We start from the raw sequence: 26,493 nt of genomic DNA on the forward strand, positions 1-26,493 counted from the left end.
TGGGCGATGCGAGCGATTACTTGCCCGGACGATCGACCCCGTGGGTCAGTGTGGCGATGCGATAGACCGCGCCGCGACCGACGACATAAAGCTGCGAACGGTCCTTGCCGCCGAAAGCCAGATTCTGCGGAGCGCGGGGCAGAGGGATGATCCCCAGAGCAGAGCCATCGGCGCCGAAGATCTGAACGCCCGCGCTGGTCGCGACATAGACGCGGCCGTCCGCATCGACGGTGATGCCGTCCGCGCCGCTGCTCGGGCCATTGGGCGTTTCCTTGAACCCGACGAGCTTGGCGAAGTCGCGGCGGTTGGAAACGCTGCCGTCCGCGCCCACGCTATAGGCGATCAGCGCCTCGCCAGCGGTATTGGCAACATAGAGCGTCTTTTCATCGGGGCTGAGCGCTACGCCGTTCGGCCGACGGATATCGTCCGCGATCAGTGATACTTTGCCGCGCTTGTCCACCCGGTAAAGGCCGGTCTTCGCTGGCGAGGCGCCCGCCTGCGCCGGTGCGCCGGGATCGGTGAAATAAATGTTGCCGCTGCGCGCCGCCGCCAGATCATTGGGACGGTTGAAGGGCTTGCCGGCATAGCTGGTCGCCAGCGCCTTCGCCTTGGGCTGAAGCACCGCGACGGCGGAGGGAGCGGTCTGCACGGCGAGCAGATCGCCCGCAGCGTTCACCGCCAAGGCATTGGCCGACCCGGTCTTTTCCAGATAGGTCGAAACGCTGTTATCGGGCGCGATCCGCACGATGCGGTCGGCGCGGTTCTCGGTGAACAGGAGCGACCCATCCTTCAGCAGGACCGGACCCTCCGTACCTTCAAAGCCTTCGCGCACGACATCAACGCGAGTGTCGGCGGCGACGATGCCGGGGATAGCGGGAGTCTGCACCTTCTGCCCCGACAGGAAGCCGCCCTGCGCCGCATAATCCTGCACGCCGACCGCGCCCGCGACCTGAAAGCCCTGCTGCGCGAGCAGCGACGCGGCTTTCTTCGCGCGGCCTGCATGGTTGGATACGGTGACGAGCTGGCGGTCGCGCGGAATGAAGGAGCGCAGGCGGCCGAGTTCGGACGGCTGGATGTTGAGATAGACGGGCAGGCCGCCGATCGTGCTGATCTCATCGGCGCGGCGAACATCGATGAACAGCACCTTGTCGGGCTGGGCGAGCAGCGCATCGACCTTCGCGCGATCAAGTACCTCGACGGCATTCTGCGCCTCGGCGGCCTGCGGTGCCGTCTGCGCGACGGCCACCCCGCCAGCAAGCATCAATGCAGCGGCGGCGGCTGACCAGGAAAGAACGGCGCGGTGCGAACGCTTAGTGGAAGCGCGAGAATCGGTGATCACTTATTGCCCCTATCTATATTATGAATGTTATTCCGATAGGGAGCATCAGGACTGGCCTGAACCAACTTGTCGTTCTACCTTTATGACATAATCCGCTTTTGAACTTTGTCGCGGCGGGAATGAATATTGGGCGGACAGCATGAATATGCGGCCCGCCCTGATAGTCAGATATGACGATTTCAGAAGGTCAGCTGAACCCAATCCACCTGCCTGCGGCGGCGACCGTCACCCATGCGAGAGTGGAGGCGAAGGCGGTCAGCTTCATGGAGACATCCGCCTGATGCGAGCCTGCCCGAATGTCTCGCACGCCAGCGCCTAGCGCGGGAACGACGGTTGCGGCGAGTAGGGCATTGCCGGCCCAGCCCGCGAGGTGCCCTTCATCCGAAATGCCATCAAGCGCGAAGAACCACGCGCCGAACGCCACGACGAAAAGACCGATGATCGCGGGCCGGTGACGCGGCTGACTGGCGGCGGCGAGGATGCCAGCGCCCGCCAGCCCGATCAGCATAGCGCCGCTGTTCAGCCCCTGCGTGGTCGCGAAGAGCAGCAGACTTCCGCTCCACAGCAGCAGCGCAAGCCCAAATATGGCGTTTTCCGGCAGGGCCATGCGGCCGCTCCTTACCTGGCGCGCCACAACATGGCTGAGCAGGATTGCAGCGGCCAGGGCCACCATCTTGATGAAGAAGGCGCCGCTCGGCAAAAGGGTGCGCGCCACGGTGATCGCCATTGCCACGCCAGTGACGATCGTGCCCACGACCCCCGTCACATACCAGGGATGCAAGGCTCGCTCCACATCGCGGTTACTCATGCCGGGCAGGATTAACCCCAACAGCCGCAGGTTGAGGCCCAGGACGGAGCCACCCAAAATGGCCAGAAACAATAGGTGCCCGGTTTCGACGACCGCGAAAATCCAGGCCGTTTCGTTGACATAGCGGATCACGGGTATGGCCGCGATGGCATCAACGGCGGGTTGGATGGACGGGGCGAGGTCGCGCAGGTTGACGGTCATGGGGCAAGCTCCGTTTCGATGGCGGCAAGGGTGACGGAGCGTTCCGAACATTGGGCGGCCGCTGCCACGAAACCCTGAGCGGTATCGCAGGAAAACCAATCATAGGCGGCGAAGCGCCCGGCGACGATCACCCCGATCCACAAGGCGAGCGAAAATGCCGCCGCGCGGCGGGCGGAGGCGGGCGGCTTGGCTTGATTGTCCCAAGCGGCGCGGTTGGCCTGCACCCGATAGTGAAAGTAGAATATGTTGGCGGCGGCGGCGATCAGGAAAATGAACTTCAGCCGGAATATGACATTATGATAATATTCCAGCGGATTGGCGAAGAACAGCGCCGCACCGGTAAGCAGCATCACGATAAAGCCCGCGACGGTGTAGGGAAGGAGTGTGTCCGTCACCTTCGACACGGGCGTGTTCTTGAAGGTTACGCCCAGCAATCTCAGATCGACGAACAGGATCGACCCGGCAAAGAGCATCAGGGTCAGGACATGCGTGCCTTCCAGCAGCATCCAAAGCCGCTCCGACCCTTGCAGTTGCGCGCTCCATGAGGTGTCGGAAATGGCATGCCCCGAATTGTCGAACTGCGCGCCCAGCTTGAACTGCAGATAGGCCAGGAAAGTCGACAGCATATTCTCCACCCGCTCTGCGCCGCCTGCCTGAGGGCGCGGCGTGGCGTTCAGGTTCCGGGCGTCTGTATAAACCAGGACTTTTCGGGAGGCATCGGCATTGCCATGATACCCCGCACCGTCCGGCGTCGTGAAATAGGGAAAAGATTTGTCGAACCGAACGAAGCTTTCAGAATATCCTTATGAATATTCTTCCTAATCCACGCGCTGTGGCGGAATGAGATAATCGCCGCCCAGATGTTCAAGGATGGTCCTGGATGGCGAGGCGTGCCGCACGTGGCGGCACGCCAGAGGGGACAATGCTGTGTCGGAGGAGAGCCGGATCTTGCTGGCGCACCGCCGCCGTTTGTTTCAGCGATCCCGCTTCATTCCTTTGCCTCGCGGCGCTCGGCTTCGTCATCCGTGATTGCGGGAGAGGCTTGCGGCCGACCGGCGTTGCCATTGGTGGAGCTGATCGCGATTTTTCGAGGTTGCATCGCCTCTGGAATTTCGCGCATCAGCTCGATCGAAAGCACGCCATCCTGCAAATCGGCGCTCCTCACCTGGACGTGATCCGCCAGACCGAAGCGGCGTTCGAAGTCACGCCCGGCGATACCGTGGTAAAGGACGTGGCCTTCCTCGCCGCCGCCCTTGCGGCCGGTCACGACAAGCATGTTCTGCTGTGCCGAGATTTCAATCTCGTCCTGACGGAAGCCCGCTACCGCCAGATCGATGCGATAGCGATCGTCACCTTTGCGGACAATGTTGAAAGGCGGGCAGCCCTCGCCGACATTTACAGCCAACCCGTTTTCAAGCAGGTCGAACAAGCGGTCGAAGCCGACCGTTGACATTCGGAACGGGCTAAAGTCGAAGTTCGTCCTCATATCCAAGTCCTCCGTTGAGCAACAAGTCTATGACGATGTGTCCGAGAGAGCGGACGCTCTCCATGCCGGATCCTGCCGGCATCCGGCAGCACTTATTTGGTAAGCTCTGGTGGCTTTTCAAGCCCCGCGAGCGCGCCAAACCCAGATGAGCTTTACAGCGTCGGCGATTAGCATTGATTGCCTTGAGGAGCGGCTTTGCTATCTCATTTCATCGCACAGTGGTTACCAACAGCCATCAGCAATATCGGCGGTGTGCAACGGAAATTGGGGCGTGCCCAAGCAAAACTTCACTTGCATCGATCAACTCTATTTAATAGGTAGAGATACAGGATGCAGATGGCCACCGCATCGCGCACAATGTGCTTAAAAGGCCCGCGGCTTTTGAAGGGATGCAGCTTGCTCCGCGTCATCAACGGCTAAAGCGCACGATGCTTAGGCGACCACGCCATGGATCGTGTTCCCCCCTTATCACGGGGAAAGAACGATGCGACCGAGTACCGATACTAAGCTTCTAGCAGCGAATCCTGAAAAGGTGCGGCAAACCTAGCACCCTATTTCATCCACATGCGCTGATCTATCTTCACGGCCGATTTTCGGCCGGGGCGGAGCGATGACCGCATTCCTCTAACAAGCGCCGTGAGGTGCTTGGTGAAAGGATGATCCATGTCCGCATGCCAATCCAGAGCCGCACCGCGCGGCTCAGCAAATCCTCGTGCCTATTCCATCTCGCTTCAGCATGCCGCTGCCGCCGTATTCGGCATTTCTGCGATGGATAGCGATCGGCGCGACGACTCCAAAGCAATCAAGAAAGAACCAAGGGAACTCCGTGCTTAACAAGAACAACCATAGGGACATCATTTCCATTCGCCTGGGCCTGTTGGCTTCTACCGCCGCTATGGGCTTGGTGAGTGCGCCTCACGCTAGAGCTGCTGATGAAGTTCCCGCTGCGGAGGCTGCATCCGCAGTTAATGCGGAAGAAATCTTCGTGACGGCGCGCCGCCGCGACGAGGACGCGCAGGATGTGCCCATCGCGCTCAGCGTCGTCAGCGCGGACGCTCTGGAAAAAACCGGCAATTTCACATTGTCGCAAGTCCAGCAGCTCGTGCCAAGTCTCCAAGTCTTCAGCTTCAACCCACGCAATACCAACATCAATATACGTGGCTTGGGATCCAATGTCGCCCTGACCAATGATGGGTTGGAGAATGGCGTCGGCTTCTATCTCGACAATGTCTATTATGGCCGCCCGGGACAGTCGCAATTCGACCTCGTCGATCTGCAGCAGATCGAGGTTTTGCGTGGTCCGCAAGGCACGCTGTTCGGGAAGAACACGACCGCAGGCGCGATCAACATTACCAGCCGTGCGCCCAGCTTTGAACCCGAATTCTACGGCGAAGTAAGCGGAGGGAATTACGGCTATCACCAGCTACGCGCCTCGGTGTCCGCTCCCATCGTTGCAGACAAGGCGGCTTTCCGCCTGTCGGTCGCCGACACGCACCGGGACGGGTTCCTGACCAACCGTTATAACGGTTCAAAGGCTCAGGATTACGACAATTTTTCCGTACGCGGCCAATTGCTGATCACACCGACCGACGCGCTGTCAGTGAAGCTGATCGGTGACTATTCTCATCAGAAACAACATTATGTGTTGAACATTCCAGTCACTTATTTCGGCACTTATGACAGTGGCGCCGCGATCGCCAACAATATCTTCGATCGTGCGGCGCGTGCGGGATACACTTTGTTGCCTGCCGATCCTTTCGCACGCCAAGGCGATTCCGACGCCCGTTACCAGGCTTTCATGAAAAGCTACGGCGCATCGGGTCAGGTGGATTGGGATTTGGGCAAGGTCGCGCTGACGTCCATCACCGCCTATCGCTGGTGGGACTGGAACCCGGCCAATGATGGCGACTCCACCAGTCTGCCCGTCATGACCAAGGCACAGCAGGCCAACCGCCAGCGCCAGTTCAGCCAGGAGGTGCGACTTGCCTCGACTGGCAGCAACCGTATCGACTGGGTCGCGGGGCTTTATTATTTCTGGCAGACGGTGCGCGGCTATGGGGCTTCGGCTTATGGGACGGCAGCACCCAATTGGTTTCTGCCTGCAGTCAACCCCGTCATTGCCAACGCCGCGCTCAACGGCTTTGAATCGAACAGCTATTCTGAGCCGACGACAAAAAGCTACGCAGCCTTCGGACAGGCGAGCTGGAACATCAGCGATAGGCTGAGCCTGACCGCCGGGCTGCGCTACACGCATGAAAAGAAAACCGGCGTCTATCGCCAGTTCTGGGTGGCGGGTACGGATCTATCGACGCTGTCGGCGGCCGAAGCTGCAACGGCTACAGCGATCCGCAATCAATTCAACCCGCGTACAAATTATAGCGTGGGCCTTTCCGATGACAGCCTGTCGGGACTGGCGACGCTCAGTTGGAAGGCGGCACCGAACGTATTGCTCTACGGCAGCTATGCGCATGGGAACAAGTCGGGTGGGCTCAACCTCACCAATATCCCTTCTGGTGCTGTCGCAGAAGTCGAGCCGGAAACTGTCGATAATTTTGAAATCGGCCTCAAGAGCCAGTTCCTGAACCGTGCGCTGACGTTCAACGCGGCAGCCTTCTGGACAAAGATTTCCGACTATCAAACCGCGATCACCGAACTCAGCGCACTGGGCCCAGTTGTCCAATATATCTCGAACATTCCCAAGGTTCGATCTAGGGGCGTCGAGGGCGATCTGTCCTATGCACCCAGCAAGTGGGCGAGCCTCACCGCATCGCTTTCCTATGTCGATGCTACCTATCTCGATTATCGCAACGCGCCCCAGGCACCTGAACGGAGCGCCGCGCTGGCGCCCACGCAGGATCTGACCGGCGTTCAACTACCGGGCGTGCCCACGTTCACCTATACGCTGGGCGCGGATATTGCCCAGCCGGTCAACGGCGGCAGCATTGCCATTTATGGCCATGCGGATTTCTCTCATCGCTCGACTTTCAACACCTCGTCCAGCAACAGCCGCTACGCTCAGGTGCCCGGTTACGGCATCATCAATGCCCGTATCGGCATCAGGGCGGAAGATGGCCGTTGGGACCTTTCGGTCTGGGCCAGGAACCTCACCGACAAGAACTACTTCCAAGCTCTTACGCCCGGCGCATTTGGGATGGTCTCCGGCACCATTGGTGAGCCGCGGACAGTTGGCGCCACCCTCAGGACAAAATTGTGAGGATTGCATATGGCGACGCTCTACACCCCGTCCAAATTCATAGCAGCACGGCCTCTCCCGGCAAGATCTGGTGGGTTGAACAGGTGGCGGCTTGCGAGCTTCGCCTCACTCTCCGTGCCGATCTATGCGGCGCAGATGCCGCTCGGCGTTCATCTGCCTGCGATTTATGCGCAGCATTTCGGCCTGTCGCTGGGTCTGATCGGCGCGATATTCCTGGGTGAGAGATTATGGGGAGCGCTCGCCGACCCGCTGATCGGGACGCTTAGCGACCGGACGAACAGCAGGTTTGGACGGCGGCGTCCCTGGATCGTGGCGGGCGCCGTCATTTTCGGCCTGGCGGCACTGGCGTTGTTCTTTCCCGCGGCCAGCGCGGTATCGCCGCTCTATTTGGCGGTGGCCTTGTTCGCCATCTATCTGGGGTCGGCGATGATCCAGATCCCCTATCTGGCCTGGTCCGGCGAGATTTCGGGGCACTATCACGAGCGAACCCGCGTCGTGACATTTCAGACGGTCGCAGGGGCGTCGTCCCTGCTGGCCGTGCTGATCCTGCCGACTGTCATAGATCAGCTAAGGCCGGCCGACGCCGCGCTCAAGCTCGCGGCGATGGGCGCCGTAATCATCGGCAGCCTTGTCATCACCGTGCCGTTGGCGCTGCGCGCCTTTGCCGAACCTTCTGCACCCGCGACGCCGACACAGCGCCTGCCACTGGGCAGGACTTTAGCGCTCCTGTTCCGCGAGCCGCTGCTTCGTCGCGTGCTGCTGTCCGACTTCGCGGTAACCGTGGGACAGAGCACACGCGGCGGCCTGATCGTGTTCTTCGTAACCTTCTACATGGGCCTGCCGCACTGGGCGAGCGGCCTTTTCCTCTTCCAATTCATCTTCGGCGTGATCGCGGGACCAATCTGGGCAGAGATCGGCTATCGTATCGGCAAGGCCCGCGCCGCCGTGGCGGGCGAACTGGCGCAGGTCGCCATCAACCTCGGGTTGCTGTTCGTGGTCCCCGGCCAGCTTGGCCCGCTGCTCGCACTGACGGTGGCGCAGGGTCTGGCGCAGGGATCGGGCAATCTGATGCTGCGCTCGATGGTCGCCGACGTCGCCGACGAGCATCGGCTGCGCACGGGGGAAGATCGTTCCGCCCTGTTCTTCTCCACCTTCAGCCTTTCGTCCAAGGCCGGGATGGCCGTTGCGGTCGGCATTGCGCTGCCGCTGGTCAGCTGGCTCGGCTTTGACCCCACGGCCGCCAGCAACACGCCCGAAGCCTTGCGCGGCCTGCTCTGGGTGTTCGCCCTTGGTCCGGCGATTACGCACCTGATTTCCGCGACGCTGATCCATGGCTTTCCGCTGCACGAAGTGCGCCATTCCGAAATTCGACGCCGGCTGGAGGAACGCGACGCCGCCCTCTCGCCTGCCGAATAAACCTCCACAGCCCCAAGGAGAAATGCAATGACTGACTTGATCCACAACTTCGTCAATGCGGCCGATGCCGAAAGCCCGCTCGACATCGTCCCGGTAGGCGGCCGTATCGGCGCCGAGGTCCGCGGCATCGCGCTTTCGGGCGATCTCGACCCCGCAACCGTCTCGGCGCTCGAGGCGGCGTTGGCCCGTCACAAGGTATTGTTCTTCCGCGAACAGCATGAGCTGACCGATGCCCGGCATGAAGAATTCGCTGCGCTGCTGGGCGATCCGGTCGCGCATCCCACTGTCCCGGTCGCAGAGGGTTCACGCTACCTGCTCGAACTGGATTCCAAGGAAGGTTATGCGGCTTCGAGTTGGCACACCGACGTGACTTTCGTCGATGCCTACCCCAAAGCGTCGATCCTGCGCGCGATCCATGTGCCGGCCGCGGGCGGCGATACGCTATGGGCCAATGGCGCGACCGCCTATGAAGAGCTGCCCGAATCTCTCAAGACCCTGGTCGATGGGCTGTGGGCGGTTCATTCGAACAAATATGATTATGCGCATGCGCTGGGCACGAAGGACGCAGCACGCGCTGAAGCCTATAGCGCCATCTTTGCTTCGACGGTGTATGAGACAGAACATCCCGTGGTTCGCGTCCATCCGGAAACCGGCGAGCGAAGCCTGATCCTGGGTCATTTCCTCAAGCAGTTCGTGGGCCTGAACAGCGCGGATTCACAACGGCTGTTCTCCATCCTGCAGGATCATATCACCAAGCCGGAAAACACCGTCCGCTGGCGCTGGGCGGTGGGCGACGTCGCCATTTGGGACAATCGCGCCACCCAGCATCGCGCGATCGCCGACTTTGGCCTGCAACGCCGCACCTTGCGCCGCGCCACCGTTGCGGGAGAAGTGCCGGTCGCAATCGACGGGCGTCGCAGCCGCACCGTGAAGAAGGAACAGCCGGCGAGCTTGGTGCCGGCCGAATGACGCGCCAGTCGCCAGCGATGATCGCCTGATCCGAATTGGGGGCCACCTCCTTCCTGCAGCGTGGTCCCCTATTTCTGACTTTCACGAACACGTAAGCTGTTCTGGCCTTAGACGAACTTCCTACGAGATAGGCGATAATGAAATTTCTTAAATCGGCGATTTTGCTGGCCGCAACAGCACTTTCTTGCGGGGCCATGGCGCAAAGCCCGACCGCGCCAGCTCTACGGAACAACAGCGCGCCAGCACCGGCAGAGCGCCGTCCCAATTTCCTCGTCATCGTGGCGGATGATCTCGGCTGGTCGGACCTTGGTTCCTTTGGTGGCGAGATTTCCACTCCGAACCTGGACGCAATCGCGACCGCGGGCGTTCGCTTCACCGGCTTTCACACTGCGCCGACCTGTTCGCCGACGCGGTCCATGCTGCTGAGCGGCATCGACAATCATCAGGCTGGTCTTGGCAGCATGGCCGAGACGCTCCAGCCGGATCAGGTCGGTCGGCCGGGCTACGAAGGCTATCTGAATGACCGGGTGGCTTCGATCGCCGAACTGCTGCACCAAGGCGGTTACCGAACGCTGATGTCCGGCAAATGGCATCTTGGCCTGTCGCCGGAGCGCGGCCCTGCGGCGCGCGGTTTCGAACGCTCCTATGCTTTGCTCCAGGGATTGGGCAATCATTTTGGCGCGGACCAGAATGACGCATGGAAAGCGATCGACGCGGCTCCAACCTATCGGGACAATGGCAAGATCGTGCCCTATCCCAAGGGCCGCTATTCAGCGGATTATTTCACCGACCGCCTGATCGGCTTCCTAGAAGAAGGGGCAAAGGACGCGCGCCCGTTCTTCGCTTACCTGCCATATTCCACGCCGCATTGGCCATTGCAGGCGCCGCCCGAAGTGATCGCCAAATATAAAGGCCGCTATGATGCAGGCTATGAGCGGCTTCGCGACACCCGACTGAAGCGTCAAAAGGAGCTGGGGCTTGTGCCTGCCGATCAGGCGCCCCACGCGTGGCAGGATGTAAAGCCCTGGGCATCGCTGACGCCCCAGAAAAGGGCTTTGGAATCGCGCAAGATGGAGGTCTATGCCGCGATGGTCGATCGCATGGACCAGAATGTGGGACGGGTCGTCGCCGCGCTAAAGCGGCTCGGCAAATATGAAGATACCATCATCATTTTCCTCGCGGACAACGGGCCGGAAGGCAATGTCATCGACGCACCATTTCAGGCCGCGCTGAAACCTGGTGGCGTGGCTAAGCTCGGGATCGACAACAGCTTGGGAAATATCGGCGCGGCGACATCCTATGTCGGATATGGCCCCGGCTGGGCGCAAGCGAACAGCTCGCCATCCTGGCTGGTCAAGGGATATCCGACGGAGGGCGGCACCCGCGTGACCGCTTTCGCTGCCGGGCCGCATATCGCCGGGGGACGGATCGCCAAGGCGTATCTGAATGTCACTGACGTGGCGCCGACCCTGCTGGAGCTTGCCGGCCAAGCGCAGCCCGCGAGCTTCGCCGGACGGCCGATCTTGCCGTTCCAGGGGCATAGTCTGGCGCCGGTGCTGAGCGGCAAGCAGGCGGAAGTGCGGCAACCGACCGAGGCGGTGGGGACAGAGCTTTTCTACCGCCGAGCGTTGCGAAAGGGCGACTGGAAGGCTGTTTTTCTACCCGCGTCGGGCAGCGCCTATCCGCGCAAAAGCGTCGGTAATGGCACATGGCAATTGTTCAACGTTGCAAAAGACCCTTCCGAGGCGAAGGATCTGGCGGCCATCGAACCCGCCAAGCTTCGCGAACTGGTGGCCGACTGGGACAATTACGCGAAGGACAAAGGCGTCGTGCTGCCCGTTGCCCCTAGGACGGAGAACTGAGGCGCATGAGGTAATCGCATTCATATCCGTTGTCGCGATACTGTCCTCCACATGGCGGGGGGCAGGGGCGGGAGGTGGCAAATTTCGTACCCGCCACCACCGATCGCCGCGTCCCTACAGTGAGTATCAAGGGGCGCGGCGACCAGCGGCTTTCAGACGCCAATTTTGCTTCTCTACGATCGGACGTTCCGCTAATCGGATCATGCTTGACCTGGTTGCGCATGATCAAGGACTCAACCGCCAGTAGAGGGCGTGCTGCGATGAGCGAACTGACGATCTGGACGTTGGATTGGGTGCCGGAAGGCCCTCGCGGTTTTGTGCGTGACCTCAGGCTGCGATGGGCGTGCGAGGAAGCTGACCTCCCATATGCCATTCGGACCGTCCGGTTCGATGACCGCGAAACCAATCATCTGGATCGCCAGCCCTTCGGGCAGGTTCCTTTCCTGGACGTTGGCGGACTGAAGATGTTCGAAAGCGGGGCCGCGCTGCTGCATCTGGCTCGGTCAAGCGACGTTCTGATGCCGTCTGATCCCGCGGGAGAAGCGGAAACATTGCAATGGACGATTGCCGCGCTCAATTCGGTCGAGATGGCTAGCGTGCCTTGGTGGTTCCTGACGCTTTCGGGGGACGAGAATAATCAAATGACCGGGTGGCTCGGCCAGCGTCTCGACCATATGGAACGGGTCCTGAGCGAGACCGAATGGCTGGCTGCGGGTCGTTTCACGGTCGCGGACCTGCTGATGGCGGATGTGCTGAGAATTCCCAAGGTTCGCGCCTTTGGCGATCGTCCGGCGACCGAGGCTTATGTGAGCCGGGTGACAGCCCGTCCAGCCTTCAAGAAGGCTTACGACGATCAAATCTGCTTTTTCAAAGCGGCTGACGAAAAGAGAGCGGAAAAAGCGTAAGGCTCATCGCCGCCTCTTATTATTCACCCCGCTCCCATACGACAGTCCGCCGAGCGGAGAGAGCAGGCGGTGGGCCGTTCCTAGTTCGGCCAATTTGCGATATTATGGCCCTGTCGTGACCAAGCGAAAGGAAGTCGCGATGCTGCTGATTTCGTTCGGGGCCATTTGCATGATCGCCGGGGTGCTCATTGCTACATTGAGCACATTGCGGCGCGGCCGCCTCAGTCAATCCCGCCGCATCAGGCGCGATGCCCCACGCCAAACATTAGAGCCAAGCGGCGAAGGCGACAGATTAAACCTTATGGGCGATTTGCCGGGCATTGGGCTTATCGTCATCGGCGCGGTGCTGATCTTCGTTGGCGCTTGAAGCTGCCAACCGTCGAGCGGCACGGTCTTCAATGATCGCTGGCGGCGAAAGCGCCGATGCCGGTCTCCGCCCGCACCCGCTGCGCCGGATAGCCCGCCTTGTCGATCGCCGCGCGAGGCGAGCGGTCGAATAGCGAGATTAGCCAGATCCCGATGAACCCTGCCGGGACGGAAAAGATCGCCGCTGAGCTATAGGGGAAGGGTGCTGGTCCCAAATTGAAGCTGTTGGTCCAGACCGCCGGTGACAACAGGGTGAGCACGAAAGCCGTCAGCAAGCCGATCGTTCCGCCCCAGGCGGCGCCGCGCGTGGTGCAGCCGCTCCAGAGCAAGGACAGGATCAGCACTGGAAAGTTGCCCGACGCCGCCAATGCGAAGGCCAGACTCACCATGAAGGCGACATTCTGTTTCTCGAACAGCAGGCCCAGCAGCACCGCCAGGGCGCCGAGCGCCAGCGTCGTCAGCCGCGACACGCGCAGTTCATCGAGCGACCTCGCCTTCCCATGCTTGAACACGGTCGCGTAAAGATCATGGCTCACCGCCGAGGCCGCCGACAAGGTCAGCCCCGCGACGACCGCGAGGATGGTCGCGAACGCCACTGCCGAGATGAAGCCGAGGAAAGCGTTGCCGCCGATGGCGTGGGCCAGATGGATCGCGGCCATATTGCCGCCGCCGCGCAACGCGCCATCGCTGTCCAGATAGCTGCCTTGCGTCCCCACCAGCACAATCGCGCCGAAGCCGATGATGAAGGTGAGAATATAGAAATAGCCGATCCAACCCGTCGCCCACAGCACGGACTTTCGCGCTTCTTTGGCATCGGGAACAGTGAAGAAGCGCATCAGGATATGCGGCAGGCCCGCCGTCCCCAGCATCAGCGCAAGGCCGAAGGAAAGGGCCGATACCGGGTCCTTGATGAAATTGCCCGGCGCCATGATCGACCGACCCCGCTCTGCAGCCTCCGCCGCATTTGCGCCGCCCGCGAGCGCCGCCTGCGTCTTAACTTCCACCGCGCGGGAGAACAGCGCTTCCAGGGAAAAGCCGGTCTGCGCCAGCACCATCAGCGCCATGAAGCTCGCCCCGCCCAGCAGCAGCACCGCCTTGATGATCTGCACCCATGTCGTCGCGCGCATGCCGCCGAACAGCACATAGAACATCATCAGCGCGCCGACGATGACCACCGCCACCGCATAGGGCAGGCCGAAGAGCAGCTTGATGAGCTGACCCGCTCCCACCATCTGCGCGATCAGGTAGAAGGACACGACCAGCAATGTGCTCACCGCCGCAAAGCTGCGCACCGGAGGCTGCGCGAAACGGTAGGACGCGACATCGGCAAAGGTGAAACGGCCCAGATTGCGCAACCGCTCCGCCATCAGGAACAAGAGGATCGGCCAGCCCACCAGAAAGCCGGTGGAGTAGATGAGGCCATCATAACCGTCGTTGAAGATCTGCGCCGAAATGCCGAGGAAGGACGCCGCCGACATATAGTCGCCCGCCATCGCCAGCCCATTTTGGAATCCGGTAATGCCGCCGCCCGCCGTATAGAAATCGGACGCCGTGCGGGTGCGTGCCGCCGCCACCTTGGTGATCCACAACGTCAGCCCGACAAAGGCGACGAACATGGCGATGGCCACCCAGTTGGTCGGTTGACGATCCGCCTGACCCTCCAACGCAGCGGCCAAGGCTGGCATCGGTATGAAGGTCAATGCAGAGGCGGCGAGCGCGGCAGTCGCCGCCCTCATGCGCGATGGTCCTTCAGGATCTCAGCCATCTGCGCGTCATGATGGCGATTGGCATGGACGACATAGACACCGGTCAGCGCAATAGCGAGCAGGATCAAGCCAAGGCCCACCGGGATGCCGAGCGACGTCACTCCACCCGCGATCGGCGCGCCCAGCAGCGCCTTGTCAAAGGCGATCAACAGAAGATAGCCGACAAAAGCGGAGAAGATGATCGCCGACAGCCACCAGCCCAGCCGAGCCCTGCGCGCCACCAAAATGGTGTAGCGCGGATCGGATGCTACCGCCTTGATCAACGCCGCGTCCTCGCCACCCGTCATCTCATGCCCCCTGCCCATATGCTTGCCCCATGATAGGGTTGAGACATGTGATTGCAACTGGATGAGTTCGACGTCTAGGCGATAGCGGCCCTAGAAATTCACTTCCGCTCCAACCAAGAAGGTGCGGCCGAAAATACCCTGATAATAGGTGTTGCGTGTCGCGTTACCTGTTGTGCCGGGGTCCGGCACGCCCACATCGAGCACATTGTCGACGTTCAGCCGCAGCCGGAACTGTTTGTTGACAGCCAAGCTGACGGAGGTGTTCCACACCGTCCACGCGTCAACCTTATCGACTTCGCGCGTGCCCTGCGGCTCGGTTGCATCGAAGCGTGCGGGTCCCACATAGCGCACTTGATTGAACCAGGTCAGTGGCCCTCGCTCATAGGTCAGATCGACGACAGCGATATCCTTACTGTTGCCGATTTCTCCACGCGTGTTGGTGATCGGCCCTCCTTCACGGATCTGATTGAACTCCTTCAACGTGTGTTGATAGTTGACCCCCAAGGTCAATCGGCTGTCATCACCCAAGGGCAAGGTGTAGCTTCCCGCTACCTCAATCGCTCGGAACACGACGCGACCTTGATTGATATAAGGTTCTGACAACGTCTCGACCTGGCCGAAAAACTCCGGGTCCGGGTCCGCGCTGCGAGTTATCAGAGCACAGAAGGGGTTATTGGGATAGTCTGCGGAATCATAGCATGTAGTCAACACATCCTCAGCGCTCGAAGAAGTAATGGCGTCGCGGATGTCAATGCTGACATAATCCACCGCAAGGGTGAACCCTGGCAAGAAACGCGGCGACAATACAGCGCCAACCGTCCAGCTATTTGAATATTCTTCCTTCAGGTTTGGATTGCCTACAACCGTGATCGGAACAGTGATCGAGTTGATGTTTGATACAAAGTCCGGCGGCAGGCCGGCTGCGGCGCAGTTTGCCTGGCGAACAGCGGGGTTAGGTCCGCTTTCTAGGTTCGACACGTCGCAGGGATCGTAACCCCCATCGAAGGCAGGCTGGTTTGGAACGAACAGCTCACCCACGGCTGGCGCTCGAATGGCACGAGTGAAATTGCCCCGTATGGCTAGATCGGGAATGGGGGCCCAGCGACCACCGGCCGTCCAGGTGAAGGCATTGCCCGTCACTGAATTATGCACGTAGCGCCCTGCGCCGTTGATTTCCAATTGATGGATCAAAGGGATGTTCTGATCTTCCCCGATCAACGGGGCTCGAAATTCGCCGAACAACTCGTTGGTCGTATAGGAACCTTTAAGCCCCAGGATGGGGATCGAACGGCCCAGCGGTGTTGTATAAAAGGCGTCAGGACGGAAAGACGAGGATTCGCGCCGGTTCTCATAGCCAACCACCACGGCCAGATCGCCACCGGGCAGCGTTGCGACGGCGCCACTTAGCGTTGCCAGCAAATCGCGTTGCGTGGTCACCGCCGTCGTGCGCGCAATCGTGGTGACATAGTCGCGCGCTGCCTGACTGGGGCTCCCCGACCCGAATATGTTGAGAGGTGCGCAGGTTTGCGATATTGTACCGGCATAAGAGGTCTCATAGGGCGGCGTGTTGGGATCGGTTCGCGGGATTGGTGGTTGCGTCGGGTCGGTAGGATCCGGGTTGAAGGGAGCGCATATGATATTGCCCGCTGCGTCCGTCGTCACATTCAAGGCGCGACGCAGGTTCGGCTCCACCAGAGATGGGATCAGCGAAATGCTCTTTGTTCGACCGTAATTGCCGGAAATATTCCAGGTCCACTGGTGGCCCAGCGCATCGAAACTGCCCTCGACACCGGCGACGAAGCGATACAGATCCTGTTTCAGCCGAGATTCACCCGAAACAAGATCGGTGTTCGCGCGCCCAAGATAGAAGACACCCTCGTCATCGCTTGATGGAAGGCCGTTGGCAATCAGACTTGCACGAATGGTCTCCCGATCAGCTGCGCTGAGAAAGGGGTTGTTCAGCGGAACGATGAAATTACCGTTCGGGTCGAAAGTGCCTGCTGGGGCCGACCGAAAAAAGGCGGTATTATAGACCGGTTGATCGCGCAGATTGGTGGCGCGCGTGCGCGAATACCATGCTTCCCCAAACAGGCGTAAATTATCGTTCAGCTCGAAATTGAATTGCGCTGCGGCGTTGAACCGTGTCGAGTTCACGCGAAGGTTGTCGATAGTTGCAAAGTTCAGCCCATCGCCACCGATGAAAGTTGTCGGGTCGGGAGTGGTCTGCCCCGGATCGTAGGGTATCAGCGTTCCGCTAGGCCCAAATTGGACCAATTGTCCTGCCGCGTTCCGGATGTTCCGTGGTGAGCCAGGAATGTTCGGATCCAGCGTGCCCCGGTCGATGAAGTAGGGGATGCCCCCTTCGGAGCCCAGAAAGGTGCGTACATTGTCCGCGAGGACCAGCGAATAAGGAGAGTTGGGATCGGACGGCTGTACAAACTGCCGCTGCCGCGCAACTGAGGCGCGCCGGGTTCCAAGCAGTCCCTTGTCCTCGGAATATTCTGCATTGACGGTGATATTACCCCTGCCGCCCGCAAAATTCTGTCCCACAAGGCCCCGAACTCGCCAGTTGAACAGGTCGCCGCGCTGGCTAATCCCGGACTGGCCGTCGATGCTGACACCTTGGAAATCGCGGCGCAGGATAATATTGACGGTCCCTGCGATCGCGTCCGATCCGTAGATCGGTGCGCCGCCAATAGAGACGGTTTCAATGCGTTCGATCAATTTGGTAGGGATGGTGTTGAGATCAACTTGTGATCCGCTTTCCGCCGCGGAAAAGATCGATGGGGGATTGGCTCCCACGAAGCGACGACCGTTGACGAGAGTCAAGGTGCGCTGTGATCCCAAATTGTAAAGGTTCACGAACTGTTGGCCAACGTTGAAACCATTTGCCTGCGTACCGAACTGGGAACTGTCGGGAAGCGCGAAGCCAGGTAGATCCTGAAGCGCCTGGCCGACACTGGTATAGCTGCGGTTCTCGATTGTTTTGGACGTTACCGTCGCGGTCGGCTGAGGATTATCGACAATGGGCCGAGCGATGCGCGATCCTGTGACAATGATTGTGTCGGTGCCTTGACTTGCAGACGTGCTGTTGGACTGAGACGCAGAACTTTGTGCGCATGCAGGATGGTTCGCGGCAGCCAACACGAAGCAGGCCACCGTCGAGAGGAAGTGATGTTTTGCCATAGATCTGGTCCCCTTGCCGCCCAGCCGTCGCTCGAAACGCCGGCAAGCCACCAACACCCGGAGACACGGTCGGGTCCCTTACCTTAACCGCCCCGTCAAATTTTGCTGCAACGTTGCTGAAATGCAACAATCGGTTTCGGATCGAAAGGAAATTATCAGGATGCGAGTCTATCACTGATCCTGCGATCATCGGACAGGACTTCGGCCCACCTTTCGCTACGGAAAGGTCGAAGTTTAAGGACGAATTTCCGCAATATCCCCAACCGTGGACTACATGAAAGCTTGGCAACTACTCCCGATGCGCCATCGTTATTATCATGCGGAAGAGTTATGACAATGTATCGAGCACCCTTGCTCGCGAAGGTAGTACCTCGCGTTGCCGACACAATGCGGGGTATTCCTTCGTGTGCGAACTTCTGATTTCGCATGCGCGGGAGCAGTTGATGCTCTCCTGTTACTTACCGGCTTAACGCTCCACAATGGCCGCCAAGTCGCGGCACCTGCGTCCACAGAGCAAAGCGAAGTGTAAAGCGCGGAAGCTATTGCCGATCGACTGTCACCCGCCAAATGCGATTGCCGACATCATCAGCGACCAGCAAGCCTCCGTCGCCATTGATCGCGACTCCTACGGGGCGTCCGTACGCCTTCCCCTTCGCGTCGAGAAAGCCGGCCAAAACATCGCGGGCTGGTCCGGAGGGTCGCCCATTCGCAAAGGGCACAAAGATAATCTTGTAGCCACTGGGCGGATTGCGGTTCCATGATCCGTGCTGTCCGATGAACATGCCCTGTCCATAAAGTTCGGCCAGCCGTCCACCAGACAGGAAGGCCAGCCCCAGTGATGCCGTATGGGGGCCGAGCGCATAGTCGGGCATCAGCGCGCGCGCGACATAGTCGGGGCGGGGCGGCTTCACGCGTTTATCGACATGTTGACCGAAGTAACTATACGGCCAGCCGTAGAAGCCGCCTTCCTGAACGGATGTCAGATAATCGGGGACGAGATCGCTCCCAATTTCATCCCGTTCATTGACGACCGTCCACAGGCGATTGGTCGCGGGCTCCCATGCCATGCCGTTGGGATTGCGCAGGCCCGACGCAAAGATCCGGCTCCGGCCGGTTGCGCGGTCGATCTCCCAGATAGCAGCCCGCCCTTCCTCCTCATCCATGCCATGTTCGGCCACATTGCTGTTGGACCCAACCGTCGCATAAATTTTCCGCCCATCGGCACTGGCGATGATGGTCTTCGTCCAATGATGGTTACGCGGTCCTGCCGGAAGGTCGGCCACATGCGCGCCGGCAGCCTCTATGTTGAGGGTCCCGGATCGATAGGGAAAGCGCAGGATCGCGTCCGTGTTGGCGACATAGAGATCATCGCCCACCAATGCCATTCCGAATGGAGAGTGGAGCCCGCCCAGGAATATGCGGCGGACCTCGGCAACCCCATCTTTATCAGCGTCGCGCAGGATGGTGATGCGGTCGGCGCTCGGGACGGCGGCTCCCGCCTTCTTCATGAATCGCCGCATGAAGAAAGCCTTTATCCCTTTGCTGTCTTCCGGGCGCCGGGGCGCACTGCCCTCGGCGACCAGCACATCGCCATTGGGCAGGACATGCAGCCAGCGTGGATGGTCCAGCCGATCGGCGAAAAGATTGACAACCAGTCCGGGCGCGGTCACCGGCTTGCCGCCCGCTGGCCAACCACGAGCCGGTGCAACTTTGATCGTGGGAATCAGCGTCTGGCGCGGCGCGGGAAGCGTGGGGGTCGGCCCGAAGCCCGCCTCCAGGGGAAGCTTAGCCCGATCGCCGCAGGCTGTGGTGCCGAGTGACGCTGCCAGAGCGAAGCCAATGGAGCGCAAGGCGAGACGTCTTTCCATCATGCTACCCCTGATGACTGTTTTCCAACGGCTGAACGATCATCGTCATTGCCGGCCGACCGTTCGGTAAATTGTGGCGGCAAGCCCATCCTCGCCTTGATGTCCGCGCCCCTTGCGCGGCCGATCGCCACGAATAGCCCTCCCTCCGCAGCGAGTGGCCGCATCCAGCCGCATTGGGCAAGTATGTCTTCCAGCCACCAGCCGCCCTCCTCGGCGTCAATGAGCTTCTGCTCCTCGTCGGCCTGACCCAGCAAGGCGCTGGGAACCGAGCGGATATAGTCGATGCCGTTCGCCGCGAACCAGCGGCGCACCTCTCCCAGACTGTGCCGATGCTCTTCGGGATGATGATATTGATCGCGCAGCCACGCCCGACGCCTTTCGGGCTCTCCACGCCGCTCGGCCAGCACATGATCGCCGGGAGCCCAGCGCCATCCGGACAGCCCCGCGACCAGCCGCCGCATCCGGTGGGGAAGCCGCGCATAGCTGTTGTAAAGGCCAAGGACTATCAAGCCGCCGGGCCGGGCGAGCCGCGCCACATGGGCAAAGGCTGCGCGCGGATGGGGCGTGTGATGGAGTACGCCCGAACAATAGACGATGTCGAAAGCAACCGCGCGCAAACCGGGATGATGCACATCGGTTTCGACGAAATGGACGCGATCCTTCCCCAGCCGCCGCGCTGCCGCTGCGCCCAACTCCAGCGACGCGCGGCAGAGGTCCGCGGCGATGACGATCCGCTCGCCATGGGCCAAATAGAGGCTCATCTGGCCGGTGCCGCATCCCACCTCGACGATCCGCGCGTCATAGGGGATCGCCGCATTCAGCATCTGCGCGAACCGGCTGCGCTCGGCGCGCGCGCGCAGCCAGTCGATGCTGTCGCGCGGCGGATAACCGGGGAAGGGCGCTTCGCTATAGAAGCTGCGCACCCGTTCGGTGCGGGCGTCACCGGGCAGACGCAGGTCGGCTATATCGTCGATCTCCTCATAGGTCGCTGCGCAGCCCCGGCATCGCAGCCTGTCGTCCAGCCCTTCGCCGCAGCGGGGACAGGCGAGCAGCGAGAGGGCTGTCGCGTCCATTTTCAGAAGATCGAGTAAATGAACGGCGCTAACGCCTGGACTCCGGAGGCCAGCGTCAGGATTACCCCTACCGAGCAGAGGAAGACCACCAATGGGATCATCCAGCGCCTGCCGCCAGGCGATTGCCACATGCCCCGCACCAGATCGGCGATCGTGCCGCCCGCTTGCCCCACGATGATGAGTTGACGCCGCAGGCGCCCCTTCCGCCGGATCATGCGACTTTCTCCACCAACGGTTGCTGCTGCGCCCGCTGCCGGCGGACCAGCACATTGTCGGCGACCAGCAAGTCCATGCCGGTACGGCGGAAGGTCGAATAGCCCTCCGCCGCGCTGGTGACGATCGGGTCGCCGGCCAGGTTGAACGAAGTGTTGAGGAGGATCGGAATGCCCGTCCGCCGGCCATAAGCCGCCAGCAATGCATGAAGTCGTGGCGCCATCCTTGCTTCCAGCACCTGGACGCGGGCAGTGCCATCCACATGGGTGACGGCGCGCAGCCGGTTTCGCCATTCGGAGCGAACCGGAAATACTCCGGACATGAACCGGCCGAGCCGGCTGCCGCCTTGCGGGAGGGCGAAATACGTGTCGGCATGCTCAGTCGGCACGACTGGGGCGAAGGGACGGAATGCTTCGCGAAACTTGATGTCGCGGTTGAGGCGATCGCGCATGGCCTCATCACCCGGATCAGCCAAGATGCTGCGATGGCCCAGCGCCCGTGGCCCGAACTCGGCCGCGCCCTCCATCCAGCCGACGATCGCGCCATTGGCAATCGCCTCGACCACATTGTCGATCAGTTCCGCCTCATCGATGCGGGCGACAGGCAAGTCGTCCTCCGTCGCGATCTGCGTCAGATTGTCGGGCTCGACCGCCGGACCCCAGAAGGGGTGATCGGGACAGTCCCTGTGTGGGCGGCCGAAGAGAATGCGATCGGCATAGAGCGCCGCGCCCAATGCACAGCCCGCATCCCCCGGCGCGGACGGCACGAACAGCTGCTCGAACCCGGCCTCGGTCAAGATGCGCGCATTGGCAACGCCGTTCAGCGCCACCCCGCCACCCAGGCACAGGTCGGCAAGGCCGGTCTCCTTGCGCAGCGATATGGCGATATCGACCATCACCTCCTCCAGCGCCAACTGCGCGCTGGCCGCCACATCGGCATAATGCTGACCTTGAGGGGTGCCGAGATCAATCGGCTCGAAGCGATCGCGAGGCGGCCCGAACATCTCTATGAAAGCCCGCGAATAAGCGGAATCGACCGCCCGGTGATAATCGAAATAGCCAAGGTCCAGGGCGAACGCGCCATCGGATGTTCGCCGCAAGATGCGCCGCACTTCCTCCGCAAAGCGGGGCGCGCCATAGGCGGCAAGGCCCATGACCTTATACTCCCCTTCATTGACCTTGAAGCCCAGATAGGCGGTAAAGGCCGAATAGAAGAGGCCGAGCGAATGAGGAAAGCGCACCTCGCGCAACAGGTCGATTTGCGTGCCACCGTCAGTGCCCTTGCTCCCACGGCCGACGGTCAGCGTCGCCCACTCGCCTACGCCGTCCGCCGTCAAAATGGCCGCGCGCTCTGTCGGCGCGGCGAGAAAAGCGGCGGCTGCGTGCGACAAGTGATGGTCGGTGAAATGGATGCGGCGCGTATCGACGCCCAGTTGCGCTGCGATAACGCCACGCACCCATAATTTCTCGCCCAGCATATTGTTCATCGCCTTGGGGAAGGCGCGCCAGCTATGCGGGAAGCTGCGCAGCAGGGTCATCAGCACGCGGTCGAACTTAAGCGCCGGCCGCTCATAAAAGATGACGGCGTCCAGTTCCTCAGGTTCGAGGCCGGCATGATCGAGGCACCATTCGATCGCCTGCATCGGAAACTCTGCGTCATTCTTGCGGCGCGACAGCCGCTCCTCCTGCACCGCGGCGACCGGCAAGCCATCGATCACCAGCGCGGCAGCTGAATCATGATAGAAGGCGGAGAGACCCAGTATCTTCATCAATATTGCCCTCCGCCGTCATCCCGCCTCGTTGCACAAGCATGCCAGCCCACCGCCTCCTGCCGCCCGGTGCGCTTGGCGACCAAGGCGAAGGGCGGCAGCAGAAGGAAATAGAGCAGCGTCAGGATGAGGCGCGACATCATGGCGGCCACGATCAGCGCAAAGCGCATATAGGCCCGCCAGAGCCGTCGCATCCGCGCCCTCCACAGCGCCTGATCGGCACGCTGAGGCGCCAGGCGGGTAAGTTCCGCATGCGAATAGCGCATATGCCCTTCCTCATCATGCGCGATCTGCTGGATCACCGCCCGGGTTTCCGGGTCATCGTCCAGCACTGCGCCATAGCCGTTGAACACTCGCGCTGCCGCGCTTTCAGACAGGTGGATGAAAGCCAGCAGCGCGGCGGTGTCCTCCTTCTCAACCTCTAGTCGGTCGAACCCCCGCTCGCCCGGGGTAAGCCCGTCGCCCAACACGCGATCCGGCCCCGGATCGGCGAGCGTCCGCCGCAGCGCCAGGCCGCGCGTTCGGAACAACCGGGCATGGCGCTGCTCGTCCTTCGCATGGGCAAAGAAGCGGCGGCGGAGCGTCGGGTCTTTCGCCACCTCTGCAGCACGGAACAGATCGCGCGCACCCTGCGCCTCGACCTCGGCGAACTGCAGCAGCTTGCGCGCGCGGCGACGCGGGTCGGCCCATACCAGCCGGTCGATCGGCATGCGCCAGCTGTGGCCATTCAGCGCTTTCACCGCACGATGACCTTCCCGGTCATGCCGAATGCGCTGTGCATGAAGTGGGTGCAGCGCACCTTGTAGGTGCCGGGTGACGACGGAGCGATCAGTTGTACGTCGACGCTCTCACCGCCTCCCACCTCCACGCGGCCGCCCCTGATCTTCCCCGCGTCCTCCGGCTTGATCCGGGCCGCGGCGAAGAACGTCTTTGCGGCGAAATCATGTCCGCCCGACGAGCCGTTCACGAAATGAAGCCGATAGGGCGCGTCATGTTCCAGCAAGATCTCCGATGGCTCGAACTTAAAGCTCGACAGGCTGAGCGTCAGTGGACGCGCATTGCTCCACATGTCGCTTTGGGCCGTCACGGATGAGGAGAGGATGAGCGCGGTCAGCGCCGCCAGCGATCGCCTATGAGACATGGCCTGCCTCCGTTTTCCCGGTGGACGGAGATAAGTGGCGCTTGCCGTCGCCTTGGTTCACCGGGTCTCCAAAAAATCTTGAACCGGACGCCGACAGGCGCACACTCATGGAAGCGGGTGCGAAGGAGTCGCCCTTGGAGACGGTTCAACCGGCTGGTTGCGGTAAATCCGACCGAGCGCGTTCAAGCGCCGAGGATGACCTTGCCCTCGCCGCCCGCATCCGCCGACGCGACCTCAAGGCATTTGAGAGTCTCTACCGCTCCTATCAGCCGCGCCTCGCCCGCTTTCTCATGAACATTTTGCGTCGCCCGCAACTGGTGGAGGAAGTGTTAGACGACACGCTGATGGTGTTGTGGGACCGGCCGGACAGCTTTTCGGGCCGCAGCAAGCTGTCCACCTGGCTGTTCTCGATCGCCTGGCGCAAGGCGATGAAGGCGCTCCGCAAGCAGGACGATCCGATTGAGGATTTTTGCGAAGAAGCCCGGATCAGCGGCGATCGATCGCCCGAACAGTCAGCGGGTGACGAACGGGCACGGCAAGCTCTGCTCGATGCGCTCGCCAGCCTCTCGCCCGAACAGCGGGCGGTGGTGGACCTCACCTATTTCCATGAGATCGGCTATCGCGAAATCGCGCAGATCATGGATTGCCCTGTGGACACCGTAAAGACGCGCATGTTTCACGCCCGGCGGCACCTGCGGCGCGAGCTCGCCGGCGAATTCAGCGATTGGGTGTGAGGTGGGAATGGCTGACATCCTCTCCTTCCGCGACGATCCGCACCTGACCACAGAGATGTTGATGCCCTGGTATGCGGCTGGCCAACTGGAGCCAGAGGACCTGACGAGGGTCGAAAGCCACCTCGGCGAGTGCAGCCAATGCCGCGCCGCGCTTGATCGTGAGCATCACCTGAAGCGGGAAGTCATCCGATTGCCTCTTCAACCCGCACTCGGTTGGCAGAAATTGCAGCGCCGACTGGCTCCCAGCCACCGCACCCGCCAACGGGAGGCGCAGCCGTCTAAACGACTCTGGATCGGGACAAGTTGGCCCGTCGCGCTCGCCGCCTGTGCGGGAGTCCAAATGGCGATGCTCACATGCCTCCTTCTGCTGACACAGCCTCATCCCTCGGCCGACTATCGCACTCTCAGCGCTCCGACCACGCGCGTGGGCGGCGATATCCTGGTCCTGTTCCGTCCTCAAATCAGCGAAGTGGAGCTGCGGGCTATTCTTGTGCGCGCAAGCGCAAGATTGGTCGATGGGCCAACAGCGACCGGCGCCTATGTGCTGGATGTCGAGCCGGGACGGCGCGAAGCGGCGATGGCGGCACTGCGGGCGCACCCAGGCGTCATGCTGGCCCAGCCGCTCGATGCTGATCCAAGGCGATGATCCGCGTCGCCATCCTCATTCTTGTCGCGCTCACCGCCCTGTCCAAACCAGGTGAAGCCCAGGAGGCGGGCAGCAGCGACCGCATTCTCGTCATGTTGCGCCTTCCCGCTCCGCATTTCCGTTCAGGCGGCAGCTATGGCGGCGGTTACAGCGCTCGGCTCAGCCGAAGCCAGATAATGCGCGAGGCACGGCGCATTGCCCGCGCCCATCATCTGACGCTTGTTTCCGACTGGCCGATGCCCCTCATTAATCTCAACTGCGTGGTGATGCGCCTCCCTCCTGGCGCGTCGGCAGAAGGCATGGCGGCGGAGGTTTCACGCGACCGATTGGTCCAATGGTCGCAGCCGATGCACGATTATCAGACGCTTGGGGGCCAGGCGGGGCATGACGATCCGCTTTATCCTGCCCAGCCCGCAAGGCCCCTCTGGCGCCTGGACGCAGTGCATCGGATCGCGACCGGCCGGGGCGTTACGGTCGCCGTCATCGACAGTGGGATCGACGCGCGCCATCCCGATCTTGCCGGGCAGATCAGCGCCAACGTCAATTTCGTCGCGGGCCGCCCGCTCACCGCCGAACGCCACGGCACCGAAGTTGCTGGCATTATCGCCGCAAAGGCGGACAATGGGATCGGCGTCGCCGGGATCGCCCCGGGCGCCCGTGTGGCCGGACTGCGCGCGTGCTGGCAAACGAATGTCCGGGATGCCGCCGCCGTCTGCGATAGCCTGAGCATCGCCAAGGCGCTTCATCATGCGATCGACCGGCGCGCGCCCATCATCAATATGAGCCTCGGCGGCCCGCCTGATCGCCTGTTGGCAATGCTGCTGGACACTGGAATGGCACGCGGCGCGTCGGTGGTCGCCGCCTATGACCCAGGCCGCGCAAATGGCGGCTTTCCCGCCTCGCACCCCGGCGTCATCGCGGTTTCCGGCAACCCGGAAACAGTCAAGCGCCACCCCGTCTATGTCGCACCGGCCCGAGACATTCCTGCGACGGAGCCCGGCGGCGGCTGGGCGCTGGTCGATGGCACATCCTATGCCGCCGCCCATGTGAGTGGCCTCATCGCCTTGATCAAGCAGGCGCGCCGCAATAGGCAGGGACGACCGACACTGGTCACGTCAGGAGGGGTCATCGATGCGCTCGCCACGGTGCAGGGCAGGACGGCAGGATGTGACGGTCCATGCCCTGCATCCCTTGCGACGAAAGGCCGCGATTGAGCGCAGGCGCGCCGCACTCCTCCTCTGGGCT

General features: G+C 61.6%; 22 protein-coding genes. 9 read left to right on the forward strand and 13 right to left on the reverse strand.

What is annotated here, in order from left to right; translation table 11 throughout:
* Positions 1-16: 16 nt before the first annotated feature.
* From EP837_RS17380 to EP837_RS17395, 4 genes are all read right to left on the reverse strand, one after another.
* Positions 17-1,339 carry an SMP-30/gluconolactonase/LRE family protein gene (locus EP837_RS17380; RefSeq protein WP_156518691.1) on the reverse strand — a complete coding sequence of 441 codons (1,323 nt, stop codon included), beginning with the start codon at positions 1,337-1,339 and terminating at the stop codon, positions 17-19.
* A gap of 187 nt (positions 1,340-1,526) precedes the next feature.
* Positions 1,527-2,348: a DUF6644 family protein gene (locus EP837_RS17385; RefSeq protein ID WP_066531283.1), complete on the reverse strand. Its 822-nt coding sequence runs from the start codon at positions 2,346-2,348 to the stop codon at positions 1,527-1,529.
* Positions 2,345-2,974 (reverse strand): DUF6644 family protein, encoded by a 630-nt coding sequence (locus EP837_RS17390; protein WP_066531284.1) that lies wholly within the window; start codon positions 2,972-2,974, stop codon positions 2,345-2,347. The genes EP837_RS17385 and EP837_RS17390 overlap by 4 nt, the downstream gene beginning before the upstream one ends.
* A 362-nt stretch (positions 2,975-3,336) precedes the next feature.
* Entirely contained in the window at positions 3,337-3,834 is a 498-nt protein-coding gene (locus EP837_RS17395) for an Hsp20 family protein (protein ID WP_066531286.1), read from the reverse strand.
* An 826-nt stretch (positions 3,835-4,660) separates the two neighbouring features.
* Here EP837_RS17395 and EP837_RS17400 point away from each other — a divergent pair.
* The 6 genes from EP837_RS17400 (at position 4,661) to EP837_RS17425 (ending at position 12,567) form a co-directional block, all read left to right on the forward strand.
* Positions 4,661-7,048 (forward strand): TonB-dependent receptor, encoded by a 2,388-nt coding sequence (locus EP837_RS17400; protein ID WP_225870638.1) that lies wholly within the window; start codon positions 4,661-4,663, stop codon positions 7,046-7,048.
* A gap of 9 nt (positions 7,049-7,057) precedes the next feature.
* Positions 7,058-8,464, forward strand: coding sequence for an MFS transporter (locus EP837_RS17405; RefSeq protein ID WP_066531288.1), 1,407 nt, complete (start codon positions 7,058-7,060; stop codon positions 8,462-8,464).
* Positions 8,465-8,491: 27 nt separating this feature from the next.
* A complete protein-coding gene (locus EP837_RS17410) occupies positions 8,492-9,433 on the forward strand; it encodes a TauD/TfdA dioxygenase family protein (RefSeq protein ID WP_066531290.1) in 942 nt (313 codons plus the stop codon).
* A gap of 194 nt (positions 9,434-9,627) precedes the next feature.
* Positions 9,628-11,295: an arylsulfatase gene (locus tag EP837_RS17415; RefSeq protein WP_443019154.1), complete on the forward strand. Its 1,668-nt coding sequence runs from the start codon at positions 9,628-9,630 to the stop codon at positions 11,293-11,295.
* Positions 11,296-11,555: 260 nt separating this feature from the next.
* On the forward strand, positions 11,556-12,200 hold the full coding sequence (locus EP837_RS17420; RefSeq protein WP_066531298.1) for a glutathione S-transferase family protein: 645 nt from the start codon (positions 11,556-11,558) through the stop codon (positions 12,198-12,200).
* Positions 12,201-12,315: 115 nt separating this feature from the next.
* Positions 12,316-12,567 carry a hypothetical protein gene (locus EP837_RS17425; protein WP_156518693.1) on the forward strand — a complete coding sequence of 84 codons (252 nt, stop codon included), beginning with the start codon at positions 12,316-12,318 and terminating at the stop codon, positions 12,565-12,567.
* 28 nt (positions 12,568-12,595) lie between these two features.
* On the opposite strand, the gene EP837_RS17430 is transcribed toward EP837_RS17425, so the two are convergent.
* From EP837_RS17430 to EP837_RS17470, 9 genes are all read right to left on the reverse strand, one after another.
* Positions 12,596-14,302, reverse strand: a complete 1,707-nt coding sequence (locus EP837_RS17430) for a cation acetate symporter (protein ID WP_066531302.1) — start codon at positions 14,300-14,302, stop codon at positions 12,596-12,598.
* Positions 14,299-14,619, reverse strand: a complete 321-nt coding sequence (locus EP837_RS17435; RefSeq protein ID WP_066531804.1) for a DUF485 domain-containing protein — start codon at positions 14,617-14,619, stop codon at positions 14,299-14,301. The genes EP837_RS17430 and EP837_RS17435 overlap by 4 nt, the downstream gene beginning before the upstream one ends.
* Before the next feature lie 90 nt (positions 14,620-14,709).
* On the reverse strand, positions 14,710-17,805 hold the full coding sequence (locus EP837_RS17440) for a TonB-dependent receptor domain-containing protein (protein ID WP_066531303.1): 3,096 nt from the start codon (positions 17,803-17,805) through the stop codon (positions 14,710-14,712).
* A 539-nt stretch (positions 17,806-18,344) separates the two neighbouring features.
* On the reverse strand, positions 18,345-19,673 hold the full coding sequence (locus EP837_RS17445) for a PQQ-dependent sugar dehydrogenase (RefSeq protein WP_197486368.1): 1,329 nt from the start codon (positions 19,671-19,673) through the stop codon (positions 18,345-18,347).
* Complete coding sequence (locus EP837_RS17450) at positions 19,673-20,746, reverse strand: class I SAM-dependent methyltransferase (RefSeq protein ID WP_066531308.1); 1,074 nt, start codon at positions 20,744-20,746, stop codon at positions 19,673-19,675. The genes EP837_RS17445 and EP837_RS17450 overlap by 1 nt, the downstream gene beginning before the upstream one ends.
* A 2-nt stretch (positions 20,747-20,748) precedes the next feature.
* Positions 20,749-20,961: a DUF5989 family protein gene (locus EP837_RS17455; RefSeq protein ID WP_066531310.1), complete on the reverse strand. Its 213-nt coding sequence runs from the start codon at positions 20,959-20,961 to the stop codon at positions 20,749-20,751.
* Positions 20,958-22,727 (reverse strand): carbamoyltransferase family protein, encoded by a 1,770-nt coding sequence (locus tag EP837_RS17460; protein WP_066531314.1) that lies wholly within the window; start codon positions 22,725-22,727, stop codon positions 20,958-20,960. Before EP837_RS17460 ends, EP837_RS17455 begins: the two co-directional genes overlap by 4 nt.
* Positions 22,727-23,467 (reverse strand): ferritin-like domain-containing protein, encoded by a 741-nt coding sequence (locus EP837_RS17465; protein ID WP_197486369.1) that lies wholly within the window; start codon positions 23,465-23,467, stop codon positions 22,727-22,729. The genes EP837_RS17460 and EP837_RS17465 overlap by 1 nt, the downstream gene beginning before the upstream one ends.
* Complete coding sequence (locus tag EP837_RS17470; protein WP_066531315.1) at positions 23,464-23,868, reverse strand: cupredoxin domain-containing protein; 405 nt, start codon at positions 23,866-23,868, stop codon at positions 23,464-23,466. The genes EP837_RS17465 and EP837_RS17470 overlap by 4 nt, the downstream gene beginning before the upstream one ends.
* A 134-nt stretch (positions 23,869-24,002) precedes the next feature.
* Between EP837_RS17470 and EP837_RS17475 the strand changes: the two genes are divergently transcribed.
* The 3 genes from EP837_RS17475 to EP837_RS17485 are packed head-to-tail and all read left to right on the forward strand — an operon-like array spanning position 24,003 to position 26,462.
* A complete protein-coding gene (locus tag EP837_RS17475) occupies positions 24,003-24,602 on the forward strand; it encodes an RNA polymerase sigma factor (protein WP_066531806.1) in 600 nt (199 codons plus the stop codon).
* A gap of 7 nt (positions 24,603-24,609) precedes the next feature.
* Positions 24,610-25,248 carry a zf-HC2 domain-containing protein gene (locus EP837_RS17480; protein ID WP_066531317.1) on the forward strand — a complete coding sequence of 213 codons (639 nt, stop codon included), beginning with the start codon at positions 24,610-24,612 and terminating at the stop codon, positions 25,246-25,248.
* Positions 25,245-26,462 (forward strand): S8 family peptidase, encoded by a 1,218-nt coding sequence (locus EP837_RS17485; RefSeq protein ID WP_066531320.1) that lies wholly within the window; start codon positions 25,245-25,247, stop codon positions 26,460-26,462. The genes EP837_RS17480 and EP837_RS17485 overlap by 4 nt, the downstream gene beginning before the upstream one ends.
* The last annotated feature ends 31 nt before the right edge of the window (positions 26,463-26,493 follow it).

The organism is Sphingobium sp. EP60837 (assembly GCF_001658005.1).
Taxonomy (GTDB): domain Bacteria; phylum Pseudomonadota; class Alphaproteobacteria; order Sphingomonadales; family Sphingomonadaceae; genus Sphingobium; species Sphingobium tyrosinilyticum.

Excerpts from the sequence above, each read along its gene's own strand:
- EP837_RS17390 (WP_066531284.1), bottom strand. The coding sequence starts at position 2,974 with ATGCTGTCGACTTTCCTGGCCTATCTGCAGTTCAAGCTGGGCGCGCAG.
- EP837_RS17420 (WP_066531298.1), top strand. The coding sequence starts at position 11,556 with ATGAGCGAACTGACGATCTGGACGTTGGATTGGGTGCCGGAAGGCCCT.
- EP837_RS17450 (WP_066531308.1), bottom strand. The coding sequence starts at position 20,746 with ATGGACGCGACAGCCCTCTCGCTGCTCGCCTGTCCCCGCTGCGGCGAA.
- EP837_RS17485 (WP_066531320.1), top strand. The coding sequence starts at position 25,245 with ATGATCCGCGTCGCCATCCTCATTCTTGTCGCGCTCACCGCCCTGTCC.
- EP837_RS17455 (WP_066531310.1), bottom strand. The coding sequence starts at position 20,961 with ATGATCCGGCGGAAGGGGCGCCTGCGGCGTCAACTCATCATCGTGGGG.
- EP837_RS17460 (WP_066531314.1), bottom strand. The coding sequence starts at position 22,727 with ATGAAGATACTGGGTCTCTCCGCCTTCTATCATGATTCAGCTGCCGCG.
- EP837_RS17470 (WP_066531315.1), bottom strand. The coding sequence starts at position 23,868 with ATGTCTCATAGGCGATCGCTGGCGGCGCTGACCGCGCTCATCCTCTCC.
- EP837_RS17445 (WP_197486368.1), bottom strand. The coding sequence starts at position 19,673 with ATGGAAAGACGTCTCGCCTTGCGCTCCATTGGCTTCGCTCTGGCAGCG.
- EP837_RS17410 (WP_066531290.1), top strand. The coding sequence starts at position 8,492 with ATGACTGACTTGATCCACAACTTCGTCAATGCGGCCGATGCCGAAAGC.
- EP837_RS17405 (WP_066531288.1), top strand. The coding sequence starts at position 7,058 with ATGGCGACGCTCTACACCCCGTCCAAATTCATAGCAGCACGGCCTCTC.
- EP837_RS17415 (WP_443019154.1), top strand. The coding sequence starts at position 9,628 with ATGGCGCAAAGCCCGACCGCGCCAGCTCTACGGAACAACAGCGCGCCA.
- EP837_RS17395 (WP_066531286.1), bottom strand. The coding sequence starts at position 3,834 with ATGAGGACGAACTTCGACTTTAGCCCGTTCCGAATGTCAACGGTCGGC.
- EP837_RS17480 (WP_066531317.1), top strand. The coding sequence starts at position 24,610 with ATGGCTGACATCCTCTCCTTCCGCGACGATCCGCACCTGACCACAGAG.
- EP837_RS17385 (WP_066531283.1), bottom strand. The coding sequence starts at position 2,348 with ATGACCGTCAACCTGCGCGACCTCGCCCCGTCCATCCAACCCGCCGTT.
- EP837_RS17440 (WP_066531303.1), bottom strand. The coding sequence starts at position 17,805 with ATGGCAAAACATCACTTCCTCTCGACGGTGGCCTGCTTCGTGTTGGCT.
- EP837_RS17435 (WP_066531804.1), bottom strand. The coding sequence starts at position 14,619 with ATGACGGGTGGCGAGGACGCGGCGTTGATCAAGGCGGTAGCATCCGAT.
- EP837_RS17430 (WP_066531302.1), bottom strand. The coding sequence starts at position 14,302 with ATGAGGGCGGCGACTGCCGCGCTCGCCGCCTCTGCATTGACCTTCATA.